The following is a 19127-nucleotide window of genomic DNA, read 5'->3' as shown; positions in this document are numbered from 1 at the left end:
TGTCCGGATGCTCGTGGAACGAGTGTCCGGATCAGCGTGGAATCACTGTCCGGATGCGCGTGGAATGGGTGTCCGAGTCAGCGTGGAATCCGCACCTTCAGCTGTGCGTGGTTAGCTCCTTTGGTCTCGATGCGCTTGCCGGTGACCGGCTGCACGTAGACCTTCACCTGACGGGGACGGCGTTGCTTCACGGCAGCCGGCACAACCGGCTCAAGTTCGACAGGCTGTGGATTGAGGATGGCGACCACCTTCGCCAAGTCCATGCCGTAGTCGGCCATCAGTACCTTCAGCTTGTCTTCAAACTCCATTTCGCGCTGGAGGCTGGCGTCGGCCTGCAACTGCTCCAGCAAGGCCATCTGCTTCTGTAGCTCACGCTCTGCACGGCGAAATTCGGCCAGTTTGGACATGTCGTCTCCTTGGGTTGCGTAAAGGAATCAAATCGGATACGGCCAACTACTTGCCGGCGCGCAGGTATTCATCGCGGGTGGTACGGCTGATGCCGAGCTCACTAGCCAGGGCGGTCTTGGCTCTTGAGCCTAGGTGCGACGTTGCAGCTAGGCGATTTTCACATCGTTCAAGGCTTTCTTCTGGCCTCAATAGGCGTCGCGCCACTTGGCCAGCGGCGAGCCCTAACCGGTGAAAGCCGCCCCTCTTTCACGAGCTCGACCCGCATGCCGAGTGCCGAGTGCCGAGTGCCGAGTGCCGAGTGCCGAGTGCCGATGTGATCCTGCACCAGACCGCGCAGATCGTCTAGATTGCGGACAAAACGATCCATGCTCTGCACCACCAGGGTATCGCTCTCGCAGATGTAGCTGAGCAGTGCGCCCCGTACTCTGGTCGAGAGTGCTAACCCAGATGTAGCCGATCCGCTGTCCGAGCATATCGCCTTCAGGGTGAATGCGTATGGATGAGTCCCTCAGAGCTGCCAGACATCAGTCAAACAATCCAAGAAAGACCCCATCCATATACTCACATCACTTTCAGATGCCGGCCACACTGAACGTCAGAACCTGATTACACTGCGACAGCGGAAGGGGCTAGATCTATAAGGCAACGATGGACAGCTGCCGACCAACATCGGACAGTCACGCCATGAAAAATACAACTGCCCCTTTCTACTGAAAATACTTTCCTAGGAAACCTTCTACCCAAGAGCTTGCACTGAGTTTGCGAGGCGTTTCTCCTGACCGAATTGAGTTGTATAGAAACGCTGCTCAATTCCATAAATCAGAAGCTTAAGCTCGTTATCCGAAGATATTTCAAATTTTCCAGCCCCCTTATCAAACCTAAGCTGATCACCACAATAACCATCAATGTAGGCAAGCATCGCCTCTTTATCTTGCGCTGGCAGCGCCGCCAGGGTCTCCATCGCAAGGGCAACTCTTTTTCTATTTGGCTTCGACACCTTCTCCGCCCCGAATTCATTCGCAAGCTCGATAAATGGCTCCGCAAGAAACCTCTCAAGCTCTTCCTGAGTAGCCTCTTTATAAAGCTCGTCTATGCCAGGAAAAATACTTGATATTGTGGCTAGGCTTTTAAAAATCAGGACATCTTTCGCCTTGATATATACCGCATCAGGCTGCAAATTCACAACCAGCCTTACTCTGTCCTTCTCGACCTCCGCCACCTCACCAAAAACAAGTGTTTTCCTTCGAAGGAATAGAGATGGAGTGACCTTTTGAAAATAAAAGTCCTCGCCTTGCACGGCGCAAACATAAGAGATATCTGTAAACTTATCTTTAGTTAAGTCATCATAGCTTTTTGAATCAAAACCCTCCCTCAAGATATCTACGCAATACGGCTGGGAGGAAAATTGACTAATCTTAAACCATGACTCCTCATCCAAGTTATGATCTGGATTGTATGGAACGCAAGCAGAAGGATCTACGTCGACAGCCGCAAAAAGCGTGCAGTCTGAAACCAACTTAAAAACGGACTTTTTCCGAACCCTCTTGACCTTAGCCAAAACAACATCCATATCCTCACCTCCGCTCTATAAATGTGTAATTATTAATCCGAAAAGCCTTGGCGATCGCTATATCACCCGGCACCTTGTATTTTTCGCAACTAATCAGGAATACTGATACCCGAGAGGTCGTGACTATATTGTAGAACTCGTAACCATAAATTAGGAAAAGCGGATTAAAGTAAAGCGCTTGCGACCTGAAAGTAAAAACAAAAAGCAAGCCATACACAAAGACTAAAGTCTCCCAACTCCCAACGCTTAGCGCCACAAAAAAGTAGCCTAAATAGCTTGGCAAAAAAGCATTATTGGCATGTTCTATACTTTCAACTTCTCCACGTCTAAACTCATCCTTACCCAGCAAGGGGCTTAAAATAATACTCACCCCTGTAAGCATGATGGGAATCAATATATATAGAATGTAGGAAAGCGCATTGGGAAGTTCTTTCAACCAAACCTGACAAGGAAAAAAGTGCGACAGCACGAAGCCTTTCTGGACTAAAAAAACTATGACCAGCAGAGAGGTTGCATTAAACGTCAGAAGAAGCCTAAAGAAAAAGTTTAGATCGATGCGTAACCAGTCCATGTATTCTCCAATCGCGATCTAACATTACTGCGGCTTGGTGCAGCAAGCAGGCCGGCAAATTTCCATGCAAAGATTCAATGCACTTCATGCCGTAGGAATTATCGCTATCACATCAGCTTCGCGACACCAACGACCCACCAACGTCAGCCACGACAGATTAATTGAGTTAGAGGCAGACTCGAAGGATTCATCGAGAAACCTTTGAAAGCGGTCGTCCATTTACCACCATCCGCGACTTAAACGGTTTGTCAAAAAATACACTTCCGCCATTTCAGTCAGAAAACTGAACCGCGATACTGCGTAAAAGAGTGCTGACGCTACAGATTTTTCACCAGACTGTCCAATGACCGCGCCTGGCCGAAAGCGGCCATCCAGCCCACGCCCCATCGTGGCTTTATCATCTCCGCCCTACGACCGGCTGGCAATCCTGAGCACCTACGTCGCTGTAGCGCCTCCATGAGCCGCTGCGCGGGAAGACAGCCAGCTCACAATACCGTCATTCGATTCGAAAAAATCTCAGCCACACATTACTGCCATGACATCACTACCGAGGAGATACCTCCATGTCGTCATTGCAGTGTCCTCGCTGTAACTCTCCCAAAGTTGCTTCCTTCCATCACGCCATGAAAATCGGCGCTGCCATCGGCACTGTCGGCGGCGCGGCGCGTGGCGTCAGTGCAGCTCTGGCCGGAGGTCAGGTGGGTGCCGCCGTCGGTGCTATCGCTGGACCTGTCGGCATCACGCTCGGCTCGATCTCAGGTGCCATCCTCGGAGGCCTGGCCGGTGGCGTTGGCGGCTGTGCGCTCGGCGCTCAACTGGGCGAATCGCTCGACCGCCACGTCCTGGCCCACAACCTCTGCTTGCTGTGCGGGTACCGCTTCAACCTGCCCACCTGATTCGCCCATCCCCCGTATCGCTCACATCCGATCAGTGCTGCGCCCCGCGCAGCGCTTTATGTCGACTTGCATCCAAAGGAATCGAAACCATGGCCCATCTCATCGAACAAATGGCCTATGTCGGCCAAACCCCCTGGCACGGTCTCGGCAGCGAGCTGTCGCCGCATCAGCCGCTGGAGGTCTGGCAGCGTGAAGCCGGTATGAACTGGACCATCGAGGAAAGTCCCGTCCGCTTCATGGCCGATACCCAAGGGCATCTCGGAACCATCCATGCCTTCCCCGAGCAGAAGGTGCTGTACCGCTCGGATACCAAAGCCGCACTGTCGGTGGTTTCCAACCGCTACCAGATCGTCCAGCCCCGCGATGTGCTGGAGTTCTACCGCGACCTCACCGAAATATCCGGCTACGAGCTGGAAACGGCAGGCGTGCTCAAAGGTGGGCGCAAGTTCTGGGCGCTGGCCCGCACCGGACAAGGATCGGCGCTCAAGGGCAACGATCAGGTCAACGGCTACTTGCTTCTGGCCACCTCCTGCGACGGCACCCTGGCCACCACGGCGACCCCGACCACGATCCGGGTGGTCTGCAACAACACCCTGAGCATCGCCCTCGACGGCGCGCCGCAGGCCATCAAGGTGCCCCACAACACCCGCTTCGATGCGCAAGCGGTGAAACGGCAACTGGGCATCGCGGTGTCCGGCTGGGACGAGTTCATGTACCGGATGAAGCATCTGGCCGAGCGCAAGATCCGGCCGCACGAGGCGAAGAACTTCTTCCTCGACGTGCTCTGCGATATCCAACCCAACAGCGCCGTGCCGGAAGCGCTGCCCAACGAGCGGGCGCTCAAGAGGGTCGAGAGCCTGTATGGCGGTGCAGGCCGCGGAGCCAATCTGGAATCCGCTCAGGGTACGGCCTGGGGGCTGCTCAATGCGGTCACCGAGTACGTCGACCACGAGCGGCGGGCGCGCAGCAACGAGTACCGCATGGACTCGGCCTGGTTCGGCCAGGGTGCCCAGCTCAAGCAGAAGGCCCTGGATACCGCCCTGCGGCTGGTGGCCTGAGCCTCTACCTCACTCCCTTTCACATCCCTTGCGAGAGCGCCCGGTCAGCTTCGGTTGGCCGGGCGTTCTTGCGTCTGGAGGAATGCACCATGGAACAGATTCAATCCCGCACCACCCCGAGCAAGCCTCGGCCGGCGCTGCGCCTGGTCAAGACCAAGGAAATGCCACGCGCAGAGTGGCTGGCCGTGCGCAAGCGTGGCATCGGCAGTTCGGATGCCGCGGCGGCCGTAGGCCTGAGCCCCTACAAGTCTCAGCTGGAGCTGTGGATGGAGAAGACCGGCCGGGATGCTGCACTGCCCAAGGCCGATCCGCACGACGAGGAAAGCCCGGCCTACTGGGGCAACATTCTCGAGCCGATTGTCGCGGCGCACTACACCAAACGCAGCGGCAACCGGGTACGGCGAGTGAATGCCGTCCTGCAGCACCCCGATCCCCAGTTCAGCTGGATGCTGGCCAACATCGACCGGGAGGTGATCGGCGCCGAGGATGTGCAGATTCTCGAATGCAAGACAGCCGGCATAAACGGGGCACGCCTCTGGAAAGAGGGCGTGCCCGAGTATGTGCAGTTGCAGGTAATGCACCAGCTGGCGGTAACCGGCAAGCAGGCTGCCGATGTGGCGGTCCTGCTGGGTGGTCAGCAGGTCGAGATCCACCGCATCGAACGCGACGCTTTCCTAATCGCCCGCCTGATGCGTCTGGAGCAGCAGTTCTGGCAGTACGTCATCGACGACACCCCGCCACCGGCCGATGGCAGCGAGTCGGCCGAGCAGGCGCTGCGCTGTCTGTTCCCCGAGGACAGCGGCCTGAGCCTGGACTTCAGCCACGACGAGCACCTGTCGGCCACCTTTGCCGAACTGAAGGCGGCGCGTGAGCTGCTGAGCGTTCACGAGCAGCGTGAGTCCGAACTCAAGCAGACCCTGCAGCAGGCCATGGGCAACGCCACCCGGGCACTCTTCGAGGGCGGCAGCGCCACCTGGAAGAAGGCCAAGGACAGCGTCGGCCTGGACATCAAGCGACTGCTGCAGGATCACCCCGAGCTGCAGAAGCAGTACGCACTGACCAAGCCCGGCAGTCGCCGTTTCCTGATTACCTGAATTACCGAACCCCCTCTTTCAATGAGCCACCCCGGCCCTCGCGGCCTGGGTGGCTTTTCTATTTTCAGCTCAAGGAGAACCCCCATGCTCAAGGGCCTGGCAATCACCCCTCCGGTACTCGGCCGGATTTCCATCGGCAAGGTCGTCGAGAAGAACGGCAAGCGCCTGCCGGAGAAGGACGACCAGTTCACCATCACATCCCAAGTGCAGGTCCGCGACGGCTGGCTGCTGCACCCCTTCGACGAAGCACTGCGCAAGGAGCAAGGCGGCAAGATCCGCAGCATCCCGATCCGCCTGCTGTTCAACGAGCCGGATCTGAACTTCCGCGCCGACTACAGCCTGTTCGATCGCAACACCGGGCGACCGCTGTGCGTCGGCAATGGCGAAACCTGCCGTCGCCAGACCAGCGAGGGCCTGCAATCACTGCCGTGCCCCTCGCCGGATGCCTGCCCGCTGGCCAAGGGCAATGCCTGCAAACCCTACGGACGTCTCAACGTGGCTATCGGCGATGACGATCCGCTCGGCAGCTTCGTGTTTCGCACCACCGGCTTCAACAGCATCCGCACCCTGGCGGCACGGCTGCAGTACCTACAGGCGATCTCCGGCAACCGCCTGGCCTGTCTGCCGCTGGAGCTGCGTCTGCGCGGCAAGTCCACCCGACAGAGCCACGGCACACCGATCTTCTACGTCGACATCACGGTGCGCAGCGGGCTGTCGCTTGAAGAAGCGCTGGAGCAGGCCCGTCAGCTCGATGAAACCCGGCGTAACGCCGGCTTCGACCAGGCCGCGCTGGATCAAGCTGCCCGGCAAGGCTTCGCCAACGGCGCCTTCGAGGACAGCGAGGAAGACACCGGAGCCATCGTCGAGGAGTTCTTTCCGGTGACCGAGGAGGAATCCGGCCGTCAGGAAGTCACGACCGCATCCACTCCCGCCACCGTTGCCGCACCCCGCAAGCCCGGCCTGGCCGAGCGCCTGGAGGCACGGATGCAACATCAATCCCCCTCAACCGAAGCGCACTGACCCCACAGAATCGATTCGAGGAACCACAGCATGAAATTCCACAAACTCAGAGCCGGGGAAGTACCTGGCACCTACGTCATGGAATCGCCGGTCACCGAGGCCGACATCCTGCACATGGCCCGGCAACTGGCCCGCAAACGGCTGGCCAAGGGCCGTCCGCTGACCGATCCGCAGAGCGTGTTCGCCCACCTGCAAACCCTGCTGCAGGACTATCCGCACGAGGTGTTCGCCCTGCTGCTGCTCGATACCCGGCATCGAGTGATCGGCTTCCATGAATTGTTCCGCGGCACCCTGGACGGAGCCAGCGTCTATCCGCGGGAAGTGGTCAAGCTGACCCTGGAACACAACGCGGCAGCAGTGATCCTGGTGCACAACCACCCCTCGGGCGATCCGGAGCCAAGCAATGCCGACCGCCACCTGACATTCAAGCTCAAGGAGGCGCTGAATCTGGTGAGCGTTCGCATCCTTGATCACATCGTGGTCGGTACGGACGGCTGCGTGTCGCTGGCTGAGCTGGGGTATCTATAACGACGCTCAGGAGGGATCTGACATGGGTACTCAGTGCCTGATCTGCGAATCATCGGCAGTCATTGACCGGCAGGCGGCCCGCAGCATCGTGCTGGCCATCGGTGCTTTGCGCGAGTTCATGCAAGCCTGGAAAACCCTGAAATCCGAAGGGGAGCCAGCGCAATGGCTGCTGCACAGCCTGAGCGATGCGATGAGTGCAGTCACACACATCCATCCAGACGTGCAGTCATTCATCGCGGATGTAGAGCGCTATCAGTTCGGCGGTTTCGACTGCCTCTGCCTGCGCTGTGGCGCACGGTTCGATGCGCCTTCAAGGGCAACCTCAGTCGCGCAACCGGCTAGCCAGTGACTCCACCAGATCGAGGACCAACCGCTGGTCGGGCTGGGCCAGCGGCTCCAGCAATCGACTGATCCGCCGTGCCTGGTCATCGGCCAGCGGGCTGACCTCTCCCAGCAAATCGGCAGCACCACAACCGAAAATCTCGGCCATCTCCAGAAGACGGGCAATGTTCGGGATCACAACGCCACGCTCAATCCGCGAGACCGCCTCAGTACCGATCCCCAGCCGCTCAGCCACCTCTTCCTGAGTCAACCCGCGATGCACCCTCTGCCTGGAAATTGCCCGTCCCACCAGCACTGCCAACTGTTTTGAATCGTTTCTTGACATGCCGCCCTCCAGATCGACCTGGATGGTTGGGCATCAACCTGTTGACATGAAGGACCTCACAAACCGAGACTCAACCTTAAAGGTTGACAACAGACTTTCTTCCAACACCAATACCCAGGCAGGGAGCACAACGCAGCATGTACGTCATAAGTGGACTGAACGCAGCACAGATCGAAGGACTCGTGCGCAGCAAAGCGTCCTTCGAGATCAACGGCCTCAGGGGCAACTTCACGGACGGCATCAAGCTGGTCGAAACCAAGATTGAAAGCCTTGGGATGAAATGCCGTGTCAAGAGCGACGTGAAAAGTGCAGCCATACAAGGAGGCATTGCGGGAGGCATAATGGGCCTCGTTTCCATGCCAGTATCACTGACAGCAGCAGCCATCGTAGCCACTGCCGGTGTAGGCCACACACTGGCCACCTATGATCCCGACTACGAAATCCTGAAGGACTACGTAAACAAGCGGCTCAGGGTCATCTACAAGAAGTAACCCCCCCATTCCGCTAGCTACCAACAGCGAAGAGCCCTCTGCGCTGCTGGATTCCCGTGCTCCGCCACCGGCCGTTTAACGGCCGGCTCCTCTTTCGCCCTCGCAAGAAACCACAAACTGGAGTTACCTCATGAAACGGATTTTCGGCACCCTGCTGCTCGCGTTCTGCGCCAATGCTCAGGCTGCAGTTGACCACTATGTCTGGGGCGGGGTTGCATACCCGGACGAGACCAGCAATCAAGGCCTCCCCGAGGCAATCCCCTGCATCACCAAGAAAGCCTTCAATGGCCACCCCATGCTGAAGTGCACCTGGCTGGAAAATGGTCGTTACATCGCTGTCTGGGATGACCAACGCCGTCAGGATGTCCGCTACCCCAACCAGGTAAGCGGAGCCTGCCTGCGAGGCAAGTGTCGGTTCGAAAACGTCGTTGCCGGCGAGTGGCCTCAGGATGTGATGTTCACCACCTCGATCTGGTATCGGGTCGGCATCAGCAGCGACGGCAAGCCGGTGGCCTACCGGAATGATGTCTCCCGTAAGGTGTCATATGCCGAAGCGGGATCTCTCCTGTACCAGTTCTATCTGGACATAGGGGTACCGGATGACCAGCTAGTCTCTACATTCGACGGACGCTATGAAGGTGGCTACGCAGCTTGGCAAGCCCAGAAAGGGAATACCCAGGCAGCTACTCAGCAGTCAGCTGCTACCTCAGCCCAATCCGAATGGCCTGAAGTCAAGGAAGCCTGGTGCAACCCTCGCATGGACGATGAGTGCTATATCGACAACAAGCTGGTGCCGGTAGCCGAGCTGGGCAAATGGCTCCCAGCGTATAGTCAGTCGAACGTCGATCAGTTGGGTGGTTACTGTGAGACTTACATCTGCTACGACCAGGACGACAAGCCACTTGGCATCCTGATGCAATGACAGTCTCGGCCTCACAGAGCAGGTGAGGAAAGTCATCTCGCGGGCAAAAAAAGGGGAGGCTTTCGCCTCCCCTTTTCAATCCTTATTTTTTCTGCTTTCCACAACATCACGCCAGGCCGAAATAGCGCTCGAAGAATACCGCCACCTTGTCTAGTGACTGGGCATGCGCAGCTTGGTCCAGCCTCGCGAGCTGAAGAAGCGACCGCTATTACCGCGCAAGGCGAAACGGGTTGCGCGCCAGACGGCAGTCAACCTGCCGCAATTCAACGAGCGAACCTTGTTGTAAGCCCATCCCCAGCGCTTAGTCACGCTGGATGATGATCGACTACCGCAGGTTTGAACAGCGGGTGCGTGAGCTTGATTCGGACTTTTGATGGAGTTTGACATAGCGCTCAAGGCTTCCTTTCCAAAGCGTACGGAGGGGGTGGCGTCCTATTGATCCTCAAGCCGTTTCCACAACAGCTCACCGTCCTCAATGAGGTGATCAATCGGGTACAGGGAATACTGATAAAGCCCAAGTACGGCCATACAGTCCTGCCAGTGTCCGATATCCAAGTGTCGGAGTTTTGACATATTGAACCGATGCGCTCTCCCGTCTCGCAGGCCAAGCAAGAACCGCTTGCAGATGTGCCTGGCGTCTCCACTCCCATGGAGAGCGGTGTCAAGCAGCCTGACCAGCGCCTCCAGTGCGTGGGGAATCATCGCCTTTTGCTTTGAGCACCAGAGATTATGCTGCTCGATGTGCACTGAAATGGCTCTTTCGATTTCGGCCTCATCGCGAGCACGGCGGGCGTGCTTGATATCAATGACCAAGCGCTTACTGAGAGGATGAATGTCTCGATTCATGTATCGCCCGTGTTAGATTAATAGCTAATCCCTATGATATACCGATGACAGTAATCAGACGCTATCGGCAGGTATTGTGACAGGCATCACTTAATAATTGCAAATCAGCGCCGAAAAGTTGGCGGATTATGAGGCGAGCTGATCTGGCTTTGAGCCTTCAGGATCTGAGGGGCATCAGCCGCCGCGGATGGACTCTGAGATGGCATTCGAAAGCCGGCCGATCGGCGTCGTGTGAGTCTGCTTATAGTGCTGTGGCGGGGAGTGAGAGGGCGCCTGGACGGGCTTAGATAGGCGGAAAAAAATAGTCTTCTGCAACATATTTGCTACAGGCGATTATAGGGTACCTCTAAAAACACACATCCAGGCTGAGCCAAGGTGCGAAAGTGCAGCTCCTTGGCATCCGAACGCCGACTGGGGCGTTCGCAGAGCATCGTGAATGGCCGCTTGCATCACGCAACCGGTGCCCGGTTCAGGTCATTTCCAGCAGGCTCGACATCCGCTTGAGGTTGTAAACCGCCGATTTGACCATCAGGCCAAACTCGGCTCGCGCCAGACCAATGCTCCGGATCATCTTACCGCCCGGTCGGCAAACAGACTGAACATCAGCAAGCTCCGGGTGATCGACAGACGGACGATTTTTCCCCGTGGCCGGGCTGGTTTTTAGAGGTGCCCTGGAGGGGGTGAACTACTGGATCAAGGTCATCAAGCGCATGGGCTATGGCTTCAGGGACGCCGATTACTTCTTCCTGAAAATCAAAACCGCCTTCCCCAGGAAAATGCGATGAACAAAAATTAAGGCCTCCTTCCCCGTCAAAATACAGTGAACCTAAAAAGGCCCCGGCATAAGGCCGGGGCAAAGGGACAAACATACTCAGACGAAGCGGGCGGAAACGCTGCCCAGGCCCTGGTAGCGCACGGTGACGTTGTCGCCCGGCTCCACCGACACGGCGGCGGTGATGCCGCCGGTCATGATGAAGGTGCCGGCCGGGATGTGCTCGCCGCGCTCGGCCAGCAGGTTGGCCAGCATGGCCACGCTGGACAGCGGGTGGCCGAGCACCGCGGCGCCGGCGCCGACTTCCACCACCTCGCCGTTCTTCTCCATCACCACGCCGAGGGTGCGCAGGTCGACGTCCTCGAGGTTGGCCATCTGGCCGCCGGTGATGTAGCGGGTCGAGGAGGCGTTGTCGGCCACCACGCTGATCAGGTCGAACTTGAAGTTCTCGTAGCGCGAGTCGATCACTTCCACGGTCGGGATCACGTAGTCGATCGCGGCGATCACGTCGCCGATGTGGCAACCCGGGCCGTGCAGCGGCGCCTTGGTGACCACCGAGATTTCCGCCTCGATCTTCGGGTGGACCAGCTTGGAGCAGTCGATCACGCCGCCGTCCGGCACGCTGAAGTAGTCGGAGAGGAAGCCGTAGATCGGCGTTTCCACGCCCATCTGCGCCATCTTCGCCCAGGAGGTCAGGCCCATCTTCAGGCCGACGGTCTTGTTGCCGCGGGCCTCCTTGCGACGACGGATTTCCCACTGGATGTCGTAGGCGTCGGCGAAGGTCATCTGCGGGTAGTCGTTGGTGATCTTCGGAATGTCGTGGACATTCAGCTCGGCGCCTTCGACGTGCTCGGCGAGGGCCAGCACCTGGTCGCGGGTCAGGGTACGGCTCATGCAGTCACCTTCAGGGGCTGGCGAGCCTTGGCCATGTCGAGGGCCAGGTCTTCGATCATGTCTTCCTGGCCACCGACGGTACCGCGGCGGCCGAGTTCTACGAGGATGTCACGGGCCGGCACGCCGTACTTCTTCTCGGCGCGCTGGGCGAACAGCAGGAACGAGCTGTACACGCCGGCGTAGCCCAGGGTCAGAGCATCGCGGTCGACGCGGATCGGCTGGTCCATCAGCGGCACCACCAGGTCCTCGGCGACGTCCATGATCTTGTACAGGTCGATGCCGGTCTCGGCGCCCATGCGCTTGAGCACCGCGCACAGCACTTCCAGCGGGGTGTTGCCGGCGCCGGCGCCGAGGCCGGCGACCGAGCCGTCGATGCGCACCGCACCGGCCTTGATGGCGGCCAGCGAGTTGGCGATGGCCATGCCCATATTGTGGTGGCCGTGGAAGCCGACCTGGGTGGCCGGGTTCAGTTCGGCGCGCAGCAGGCCGATCTTCTCGCTGACTTCGTCGGGCAGCATGTAGCCGGCCGAGTCGGTGCAGTAGATGCAGTTGGCGCCGTAGCTTTCCATCAGGCGGGCCTGCTCGAGGATCTTCTGGGCGCTGGCCATGTGGCCCATCATCAGGAAGCCGACGGTGTCGACGCCCATCTTGGCGGCCATGCCGATGTGCTGCTCGGAGACGTCAGCCTCGGTGCAGTGGGTGGCGACGCGGATGGTCGACACGCCGCAGTCCACCGCCATCTTCAGGTGGTCGACGGTACCGATGCCCGGCAGCAGCAGGGCGGAGACCTTGGCCTGCTTGAGCTTGGGGATCACCGTGCTCAGGTATTCCTCGTCGCTGTGCGCCGGGAAGCCGTAGTTGATCGAGCGACCGCCGAGGCCGTCGCCGTGGGTGATCTCGATCAGCGGCATGCCGGCGGCATCCAGGCCAGTGGCCACGGCGACCATCTGCTCGAGGCTGATCTGGTGGCGCTTGGCGTGCATGCCGTCGCGCAGGCTCATGTCGTGCAGGGTGACTTGCTTGCCTTGCAGATTCATCGTGTCTCTCCTCAGGCCAGGGCAGCGTCGCGGCGCGGCAGCTCGATGGTGCCGGCGGCGATTTCCTCGGCGAACATCTCGGCGGTGCGCAGGCCGGCGGCGGTCATGATGTCCAGGTTGCCGGCGTACTTGGGCAGGTAGTCACCCAGGCCCTCGACCTCCATGAAGATCGATACGCGGTTGCCATCGAACACCGGGCCGTTCTTCAGGCGGTAGCCCGGCACGTACTTCTGCACTTCGGCGAGCATGGCGTGCACGGAGGCGGTGATGGCGTCGCGGTCCGGCTCGCTCTCGGTCAGGCAGTGGATGGTGTCGCGCATCATCAACGGCGGCTCGGCCGGGTTGATGACGATGATCGCCTTGCCTTCCTTAGCCCCGCCGACCTTCTCGATGGCGCCGGCGGTGGTGCGGGTGAACTCATCGATGTTCTTGCGGGTGCCCGGACCGATCGAGCGCGACGACACGGTGGCGACGATCTCGCTGTAGGCCACCGGCTGCACGCGGGATACCGCGGCGACCATCGGGATGGTGGCCTGGCCGCCGCAGGTGACCATGTTGACGTTCATTTCCAGCTTGCCGACGTGTTCCTTGAGGTTCACCGGCGGCACGCAGAACGGACCGATGGCGGCCGGGGTCAGGTCGATCATCAGCACGCCCAGCTCATTGAGCTTGCGGCTGTTCTCGGCGTGGGCGTAGGCCGAGGTGGCATCGAAGGCGACGCGGATGTCGTCGTCGATGACGTGCGGCAGCAGGCCGTCGACACCCTCGCAGGTGGTCTTCAGGCCAAACTCGCGGGCACGCTTGAGGCCGTCGGACTCGGGGTCGATGCCGACCATCCACACCGGCTCGATCCACTCGGAGCGCAGCATCTTCATCACCAGGTCGGTACCGATATTGCCCGGGCCGATGATCGCGGCTTTCAGTTTCTTGCTCATATTCAGGCTCCCGATCAAACGAAGCGCACGCTGGCGCTACCGATGCCGCCGATCTCGACGCGCATGAAGTCGCCGGCCTTGACCGGCTCCAGCGGCACCAGCGAGCCGGAGAGGATCACCTCGCCGGCCTTCAGGCCGATGCCGAAGTGGCCGAGGGTGTTGGCCAGCCAGGCCACGCAGTTGACCGGCGAACCCAGCGCGGCGGCGCCGGCGCCGGTGGACAGCAGCTGGCCGTTCTTCTCCACCACCATGCCGCAGGTGACCAGGTCGACCTGGCGCGGGGAGACGGCTTGGTCGCCGAGGATGAACAAGCCGCAGGAGGCGTTGTCGGCCACGGTGTCCTGGATCTTGATCTTCCAGTCCTGGATGCGCGAGTCGACCACCTCGAAGCAGGGGATCACGCACTCGGTGGCGGCCAGCACGTCGGCGTTGGTGATGCCGGGGCCCATCAGGTCCTTCTTGAGGATGAAGGCGATCTCGCCCTCGGCGCGCGGCTGGATCAGCTTCTCGCTGATCGGCATCACCTCGCCGCTGCTGTAGACCATGCCGTCGGTCAGGTAGCCGAAGTCCGGCTGGTGCACGCCGAGCATGTTCTGCACGGCCTTGCTGGTGACGCCGATCTTCTTGCCGATGATGCGCTCGCCGGCCGCCAGGCGGCGCTCGAGCATGCGCAGGGAGATCTTGTAGGCGTCGTCGACGGTCAGGTCATAACGGCTGGTCAGCGGCGCCACGGTCTCGCGGCTGAGCATGGCCTGGTAGAGCTCGTCGCCGAGCTGTTGGATCAGCTCTTGATTCATGCACGTTCTTCCTGAGAAGCGTCAGCCTCGGCGAGGAAGTCCTCGACCAGACGGGCGAAGCGGCCGGCGTGTTCGATCTGGGTCCAGTGGCCGCACTGGCCGAAGACGTGCAGCTGGCTGCGCGGCAGCCACTCGGCGAGGGTCAGCGAGGCCTGCAGCGGGATGATCTGGTCTTCGCGGCCGTGGATCACCAGCGCCTCGTGGGGCAGGGCGCGGATGTCGGCTTCGGCGCTGGCCAGGTCGTCGACGCCGTTCTGCCGCGGCGGCGGGAACATGGCGGCGAACGACTCCTGGAAGCCCGGGCGGATGCTCGCCTGGTAGCGCAGCTCGGCCAGTTCGTCGTTGACCAGATGGCGGTCGTAGGCGAACAGGTCGAGCAGCTTGCGCATGTTGGCCAGCGACGGCGTGTAGCCCCAGGCGGTGTCCAGCCCCTCGGTGATCGGGAAGGACACGCCAACGCTGCCCATCAGCACCAGCCGGCGCACCCGCTCGGGGTGGCGGATGGCCAGGGCCAGCGCCAGGCCGCCGCCGAACGAGTTGCCGACGATGTCGGCCTGCTGGATGCCGAGGGCGTCGAGCACGCCGATGGCATGCTCGACCCAGCGCTGCTGGCTGTACTGCGCATCGACCGGTCGCTCGCTGTAGCCGAAGCCGAGCATGTCCGGAGCGATCACCCGGCGGTGCTGCGCCAGCTGCGGGATGATCCCGCGCCAGTTGGCCCAGGCGGTGACGCCGGGGCCTGAGCCGTGGATCAGCAGGACCGGGGCGCCTTCGCCCTGGTCATGCAGGTTGGTGCGGTAGCCGGCAGCGAGAATCTCTCGACCGATTTCCGGGCTTATTATGGATTGAGTCATGACTACCTCACAGTTTTAAGCAGTTGTTTTCTAGCTCGGAGTAGAACACCAGCGGATGCAGCCAGTTTTCGATGCCGATGCCCAAAAAATTGATGCCACCAAACACTGTGCGCAGATAGTGCAGAAACTAGCTGTTACCCTGGACAATGCTGGCCTCGAGCTGCACAAGTCGACGTATTTGCTGTTGATGAAGCGCTTGACCTCTTTGATGAGCAAGACCATGGAGATCAGGTCAAAACAGTGAGAAAACGTTCATTAAGCTGGCGGTCGTGGTAGAAGATCGCCTTGCCCAGTTGATCGGCTTTCCAAGTCACCGGCGGATGGTCCGGATAGTGGTAGTCGCCGCCACAAAACACCTCGTTGCGGTTGCCGGACGGGTCGAAGAAGTAGATAGTCTTACCGTGTGTCAGGCCGTGACGAGTTGGCCCGATGTCGATTGAGGTGTTGGTCATGCTGATCAGATCGGCGGCGCGCAGCACGTCCTCCCAAGTCTCCAGGAAGAACGAGACGTGGTGTAGCTTGCCCTTCTCGGCATGCTGGATGAACGCCACGTCGTGGCACTTCATACTGCACGTGAAAAACTGGGCGATGCGATTGCCGTGCGCATCGACGGCCTGTTCAGCCAGATCGAAGCCAAGCACCTCTGTGAACAAACGCAGGGTTTCCGGCAACTCATCGCCATACATAAGCGCGTGATCAAAGCGCACAGCCTTCATGCCCTTGAGACCGCGCGGCCAGGCCTCCGGGTTGACCTCGGCCAGCCCCCACTTGCCGGTCTGCTCCTTCTCAGCGAACAATTCGAAGCTGTGGCCGGACGGTGCGCTGAAGCGGATACGGCGGCCACAGCCCTTCAACTCACCGGCAGGGATATTCTCTACCGAGCAGCCAAATGACACGAGATCCTCAGCCAACTGTCCGAGAGCGGTTTCATTGATTACTTTGAACCCCATGAAGTCCATGCCGGCCTCATCGGATTCACGTAGTACCAACGAAAATTTATCGACCTCACTCCATGCTTTGAGGTAAACACGACCACTCTCGTCGCGGTCGACCTCAATAAGGCCCAGAAGCTCTACGTAGTGTTCTAAGGCCTTGGCCATGTCTAGTACGCGCACTTGGATATGCCCAGGGCGCATTACACCTTTGCTCATATCGACACCTCTGTTGTCTTTTTTGTTGGGCCTAAAACATCATGAATCCAACACCGTGCCTAGGAATTTGTTAGCCAAGCTTGCTCCCGGAAACGTCTACTCCCGGATAGTGCTCTATGACCAAGTCACTACGTGGATACAATTGGCAAGCTAGCACCCAGCCCTGTGCGTGCGCCTCAGTCGATACATGGCGATAGCTCATGCGACCGCACTCGAATTCACCGCTTACCACCTGCACCAAGCACACTCCACATCCTCCCCCGCGGCACCCGACCGGTACGCAGCGTATACCCTGGTTCTCCATCGCTCGCAGAACTGATTGGTCTGGATGGCCGTGGAAGATTTGGCCACTTAATTGCTCACGTACTTCATAGCTGCTATCCATAACTCACCGAAAATCTGGAAAGCTCGTAAAGACTGAGGATTTGGCTAGATCTCGAATATGGATTACTGAACATCTCCTGTACCTTGCTTCGTGGTAAGTCGATTTCTCCACTTATCAGGTGCAAGGATCAGCCAAGATCCCCTCCTGCCACTGGCAGAGTCACACCAGTGATGTAGGAGGCATCATCGGAGGCGAGGAAGAGAATGGCGGCCGCCTGTTCGTCGGTGGTGCCGTAGCGCTTCATCAGGCTGCTTTGGATGGTCTGATCGACGATCTGCTGGTACCAGACCTTCTCCTGCTCGCTCTGTTCTGCAGCATTACGCGGGATACGGCGTGGAGGTGCCTCCGTGCCGCCTGGCGCGGTAGCGTTGACACGAATACCAAACTCGGCGGTTTCAAGCGCCAGGCAGGCAGTCAGTGCGTTGACGCCACCCTTGGCAGCACCGTAGGGCACGCGGTTAACCCCGCGGGTAGCCACCGAGGATACGTTGACGATGGCGCCCTTCCCCTGTTTGAGCATCTGCGGCAGTGCGGCATGGCAACACCACAGAGTGGGAAACAGCGAGCGGCGCACCTCTGCCTCAATCTCGTGCTCCAGATAGCGATCGAACGGCTTGGCCCAGATGGTGCCACCGACGTTATTGATCAGGATATCAAGGCGACCGAAGCGCTCGACCGCCGCCGTCATCACCCGCTGGCAATCGCCAGCCTGTTCAAGGTCACCAGTGAGAGACAGCACCTCGGCGATGCCTGACAGCTCGTGGGACAGCTCGTGGACTAGTTCAGAGCGGTCGACCAACACCAAGCGGCCTCCCTCCGCTGCCATCCGCTCGGCCACACGCCGGCCGATACCCTGAGCGGCACCTGTGATCACTGCGACCTTTTCTTGGAAGCGTTTGCTCATTTTTCCAGCCTCAATCTGTTGGCCCCCATGATTTGGGGAAAACCAGAAGCACTGCCCCTAGGTTCTGTACGAAAATTCGGTTTGCACTGGGCAACGAGGTAAAAGTCGCCCCAAAAATGCATCCGAAGACCCAAGAATCGACCGTTTATTGACCATTCCTGAGGTCTTTCAAATCCAGCTCAGGACTTTTCGTACAGAACCTAGTCCTTCAAATAAAAAGGATGGAACTGCTTGGTACACTGCCAAGCCTGTCCCATCAAAGGGCTCTTGCCCATGGAGCTCATGAAAACTGCTTAGGCGCTAGCCGCGAACTTCTCGTAGTAGAAATTCGCCGGTTTGATTCCGCGCTGGCGCAGATCCTGGTTGACCGCCTCGACCATCGGCGGCGGACCGCACAGGTAGATGTCGACGTCGCCATCGTTCAGCTGGCCCGGCGCGATGTGCTGAGTCACGTAGCCCTTGTTGGGATACTGGCTGTCCGGGTTGGCCACGCAGGCGCTCCAGGTGAAGTTGGGCAGGCGCTGGGCGAATTCCGCCAGCTTGTCCATCTCCACTAGGTCGAAGTCGTTGGTGACGCCGTAGATCAGGTGTACCGGCTGCTCGCTGCCGCTGGCGGCGATCTTCTCTAGCATCGCCAGGAACGGGGCGAGGCCCGTGCCGCCGGCCAGCAGCAGCAGCGGACGCTGGACTTCGCGCAGATAGAAACTGCCCAGCGGACCGGTCATGGTCACGGCATCGCCGGCCTTGGCCGCACCGGTGAGGTAGCCGCTCATCAGTCCGCCCGGCACGTTGCGGATCAGGAACGACACTTGGCCGTCCCTAGGCATCGAGCTGAACGAGTAGGCGCGGGTATGCACGCTGCCTGGCACCTGCAGGTTGACGTACTGCCCGGGCAGGAAGGCCAACTTGCCCAGTTCTTCGCCCTCGACGGTCAGGCTGAGGGTGCTGTCGGACAGCGCGCGCACTTCGCGGATCGCAGCGCGGAAGCTGCCCTGCTTGATGCGGCAGGCGCTAGACGACATCGGCACGCGCACCACGCAGTCGCTCTTGGCGCGCATCTGACAGGTCAGCGCCAGGCCCTGGGCGGCCTCCTCGGCGCTGAGGGCATCCTCGATGAAGTCCTCGCCGAGCTCGTAGCTGCCGGATTCGACCTGGCACTTGCAGGCGCCACAGGCGCCGACCCGGCAGTCGAGCGGAATGTTGATGCCTTGGCGGTAGGCGGCGTCGGCCACGGTCTCACTGGCGTTGGCATCGATGAAGCGGGTGACACCGTCTTCGAAATTCAGGGCGATCTTGTGCGACATGTTGCACCTAGCTTGGAGCGGTA

22 protein-coding genes and 1 pseudogene are annotated in these 19127 nt (G+C 59.6%); 9 read left to right on the top strand and 14 right to left on the bottom strand.

Annotation, left to right across the window (positions count from 1 at the left end):
• Positions 1-77 precede the first annotated feature (77 nt).
• The 3 genes from KRX52_RS07275 to KRX52_RS07265 form a co-directional block, all read right to left on the bottom strand.
• On the bottom strand, positions 78-407 hold the full coding sequence (locus KRX52_RS07275) for a histone-like nucleoid-structuring protein, MvaT/MvaU family (protein WP_217681065.1): 330 nt from the start codon (positions 405-407) through the stop codon (positions 78-80).
• Positions 408-1144: 737 nt separating this feature from the next.
• On the bottom strand, positions 1145-1978 hold the full coding sequence (locus KRX52_RS07270) for an ATP F0F1 synthase synthase (protein WP_217681064.1): 834 nt from the start codon (positions 1976-1978) through the stop codon (positions 1145-1147).
• 4 nt (positions 1979-1982) lie between these two features.
• Complete coding sequence (locus KRX52_RS07265; RefSeq protein WP_217681063.1) at positions 1983-2549, bottom strand: KwaA family protein; 567 nt, start codon at positions 2547-2549, stop codon at positions 1983-1985.
• A 623-nt stretch (positions 2550-3172) separates the two neighbouring features.
• On the opposite strand from KRX52_RS07265, the gene KRX52_RS07260 reads away from it, so the two are divergent.
• From KRX52_RS07260 to KRX52_RS07235, 6 genes are all read left to right on the top strand, one after another.
• Positions 3173-3445, top strand: coding sequence for a complement resistance protein TraT (locus KRX52_RS07260; protein ID WP_217681145.1), 273 nt, complete (start codon positions 3173-3175; stop codon positions 3443-3445).
• An 89-nt stretch (positions 3446-3534) separates the two neighbouring features.
• Complete coding sequence (locus KRX52_RS07255) at positions 3535-4503, top strand: DUF932 domain-containing protein (RefSeq protein WP_217681062.1); 969 nt, start codon at positions 3535-3537, stop codon at positions 4501-4503.
• Positions 4504-4592: 89 nt separating this feature from the next.
• Positions 4593-5597 carry a YqaJ viral recombinase family nuclease gene (locus KRX52_RS07250; RefSeq protein WP_217681061.1) on the top strand — a complete coding sequence of 335 codons (1005 nt, stop codon included), beginning with the start codon at positions 4593-4595 and terminating at the stop codon, positions 5595-5597.
• A gap of 84 nt (positions 5598-5681) precedes the next feature.
• Positions 5682-6617, top strand: coding sequence for a recombination directionality factor (locus tag KRX52_RS07245; protein WP_217681060.1), 936 nt, complete (start codon positions 5682-5684; stop codon positions 6615-6617).
• A 30-nt stretch (positions 6618-6647) separates the two neighbouring features.
• Entirely contained in the window at positions 6648-7145 is a 498-nt protein-coding gene (gene radC / locus KRX52_RS07240; RefSeq protein ID WP_217681059.1) for a RadC family protein, read from the top strand.
• A gap of 22 nt (positions 7146-7167) precedes the next feature.
• Positions 7168-7494, top strand: coding sequence for a hypothetical protein (locus KRX52_RS07235; RefSeq protein ID WP_217681058.1), 327 nt, complete (start codon positions 7168-7170; stop codon positions 7492-7494).
• On the opposite strand, the gene KRX52_RS07230 is transcribed toward KRX52_RS07235, so the two are convergent.
• Positions 7468-7812 carry a helix-turn-helix domain-containing protein gene (locus KRX52_RS07230; RefSeq protein ID WP_217681057.1) on the bottom strand — a complete coding sequence of 115 codons (345 nt, stop codon included), beginning with the start codon at positions 7810-7812 and terminating at the stop codon, positions 7468-7470. The two genes, KRX52_RS07235 and KRX52_RS07230, sit on opposite strands and share 27 nt — an antisense overlap.
• Before the next feature lie 137 nt (positions 7813-7949).
• Between KRX52_RS07230 and KRX52_RS07225 the strand changes: the two genes are divergently transcribed.
• Together KRX52_RS07225 and KRX52_RS07220 are read left to right on the top strand one after the other, a co-directional pair.
• Positions 7950-8303 (top strand): hypothetical protein, encoded by a 354-nt coding sequence (locus KRX52_RS07225; protein WP_217681056.1) that lies wholly within the window; start codon positions 7950-7952, stop codon positions 8301-8303.
• 130 nt (positions 8304-8433) lie between these two features.
• Entirely contained in the window at positions 8434-9225 is a 792-nt protein-coding gene (locus tag KRX52_RS07220; RefSeq protein WP_217681055.1) for a hypothetical protein, read from the top strand.
• A 432-nt stretch (positions 9226-9657) separates the two neighbouring features.
• Here the strand turns inward: KRX52_RS07220 and KRX52_RS07215 are convergent, their stop codons facing one another.
• Positions 9658-10071 carry a DUF7673 family protein gene (locus KRX52_RS07215; protein ID WP_217681054.1) on the bottom strand — a complete coding sequence of 138 codons (414 nt, stop codon included), beginning with the start codon at positions 10069-10071 and terminating at the stop codon, positions 9658-9660.
• Positions 10072-10742: 671 nt separating this feature from the next.
• On the opposite strand from KRX52_RS07215, the pseudogene KRX52_RS07205 reads away from it, so the two are divergent.
• Positions 10743-10856 (top strand): annotated as a pseudogene (locus KRX52_RS07205) (transposase); the annotation flags it as partial.
• An 86-nt stretch (positions 10857-10942) separates the two neighbouring features.
• Here KRX52_RS07205 and dmpH read toward each other — a convergent pair.
• The 9 genes from dmpH to benC all read right to left on the bottom strand — a co-directional run bounded on the left by dmpH (position 10943) and on the right by benC (position 19104).
• Positions 10943-11737, bottom strand: a complete 795-nt coding sequence (dmpH, locus tag KRX52_RS07200; protein WP_217681053.1) for a 2-oxo-3-hexenedioate decarboxylase — start codon at positions 11735-11737, stop codon at positions 10943-10945.
• Positions 11734-12774 carry a 4-hydroxy-2-oxovalerate aldolase gene (gene dmpG / locus KRX52_RS07195; protein WP_217681052.1) on the bottom strand — a complete coding sequence of 347 codons (1041 nt, stop codon included), beginning with the start codon at positions 12772-12774 and terminating at the stop codon, positions 11734-11736. The genes dmpH and dmpG overlap by 4 nt, the downstream gene beginning before the upstream one ends.
• Positions 12775-12785: 11 nt before the next feature.
• Positions 12786-13709, bottom strand: a complete 924-nt coding sequence (locus KRX52_RS07190; protein WP_217681051.1) for an acetaldehyde dehydrogenase (acetylating) — start codon at positions 13707-13709, stop codon at positions 12786-12788.
• A gap of 14 nt (positions 13710-13723) precedes the next feature.
• Positions 13724-14506 (bottom strand): 2-oxopent-4-enoate hydratase, encoded by a 783-nt coding sequence (gene dmpE / locus KRX52_RS07185; RefSeq protein ID WP_217681050.1) that lies wholly within the window; start codon positions 14504-14506, stop codon positions 13724-13726.
• Positions 14503-15360, bottom strand: coding sequence for an alpha/beta fold hydrolase (locus KRX52_RS07180; RefSeq protein WP_217681049.1), 858 nt, complete (start codon positions 15358-15360; stop codon positions 14503-14505). The genes dmpE and KRX52_RS07180 overlap by 4 nt, the downstream gene beginning before the upstream one ends.
• A 227-nt stretch (positions 15361-15587) precedes the next feature.
• Entirely contained in the window at positions 15588-16511 is a 924-nt protein-coding gene (locus KRX52_RS07175; RefSeq protein ID WP_217681048.1) for a catechol 2,3-dioxygenase, read from the bottom strand.
• Positions 16512-16581: 70 nt separating this feature from the next.
• Positions 16582-16896 (bottom strand): 2Fe-2S iron-sulfur cluster binding domain-containing protein, encoded by a 315-nt coding sequence (locus KRX52_RS07170; protein ID WP_217681047.1) that lies wholly within the window; start codon positions 16894-16896, stop codon positions 16582-16584.
• A 127-nt stretch (positions 16897-17023) separates the two neighbouring features.
• Entirely contained in the window at positions 17024-17800 is a 777-nt protein-coding gene (locus KRX52_RS07165; RefSeq protein WP_217681046.1) for a 1,6-dihydroxycyclohexa-2,4-diene-1-carboxylate dehydrogenase, read from the bottom strand.
• A gap of 293 nt (positions 17801-18093) precedes the next feature.
• Positions 18094-19104 carry a benzoate 1,2-dioxygenase electron transfer component BenC gene (benC, locus tag KRX52_RS07160; RefSeq protein ID WP_217681144.1) on the bottom strand — a complete coding sequence of 337 codons (1011 nt, stop codon included), beginning with the start codon at positions 19102-19104 and terminating at the stop codon, positions 18094-18096.
• Positions 19105-19127 lie beyond the last annotated feature (23 nt).

It is taken from the genome of Geopseudomonas aromaticivorans (assembly GCF_019097855.1).
GTDB classification, from domain to species: Bacteria; Pseudomonadota; Gammaproteobacteria; order Pseudomonadales; family Pseudomonadaceae; genus Geopseudomonas; species Geopseudomonas aromaticivorans.
The sequence above is the reverse complement of the archived record's forward strand: the minus strand, read 5'-3'. Positions and strand labels throughout refer to the sequence as shown.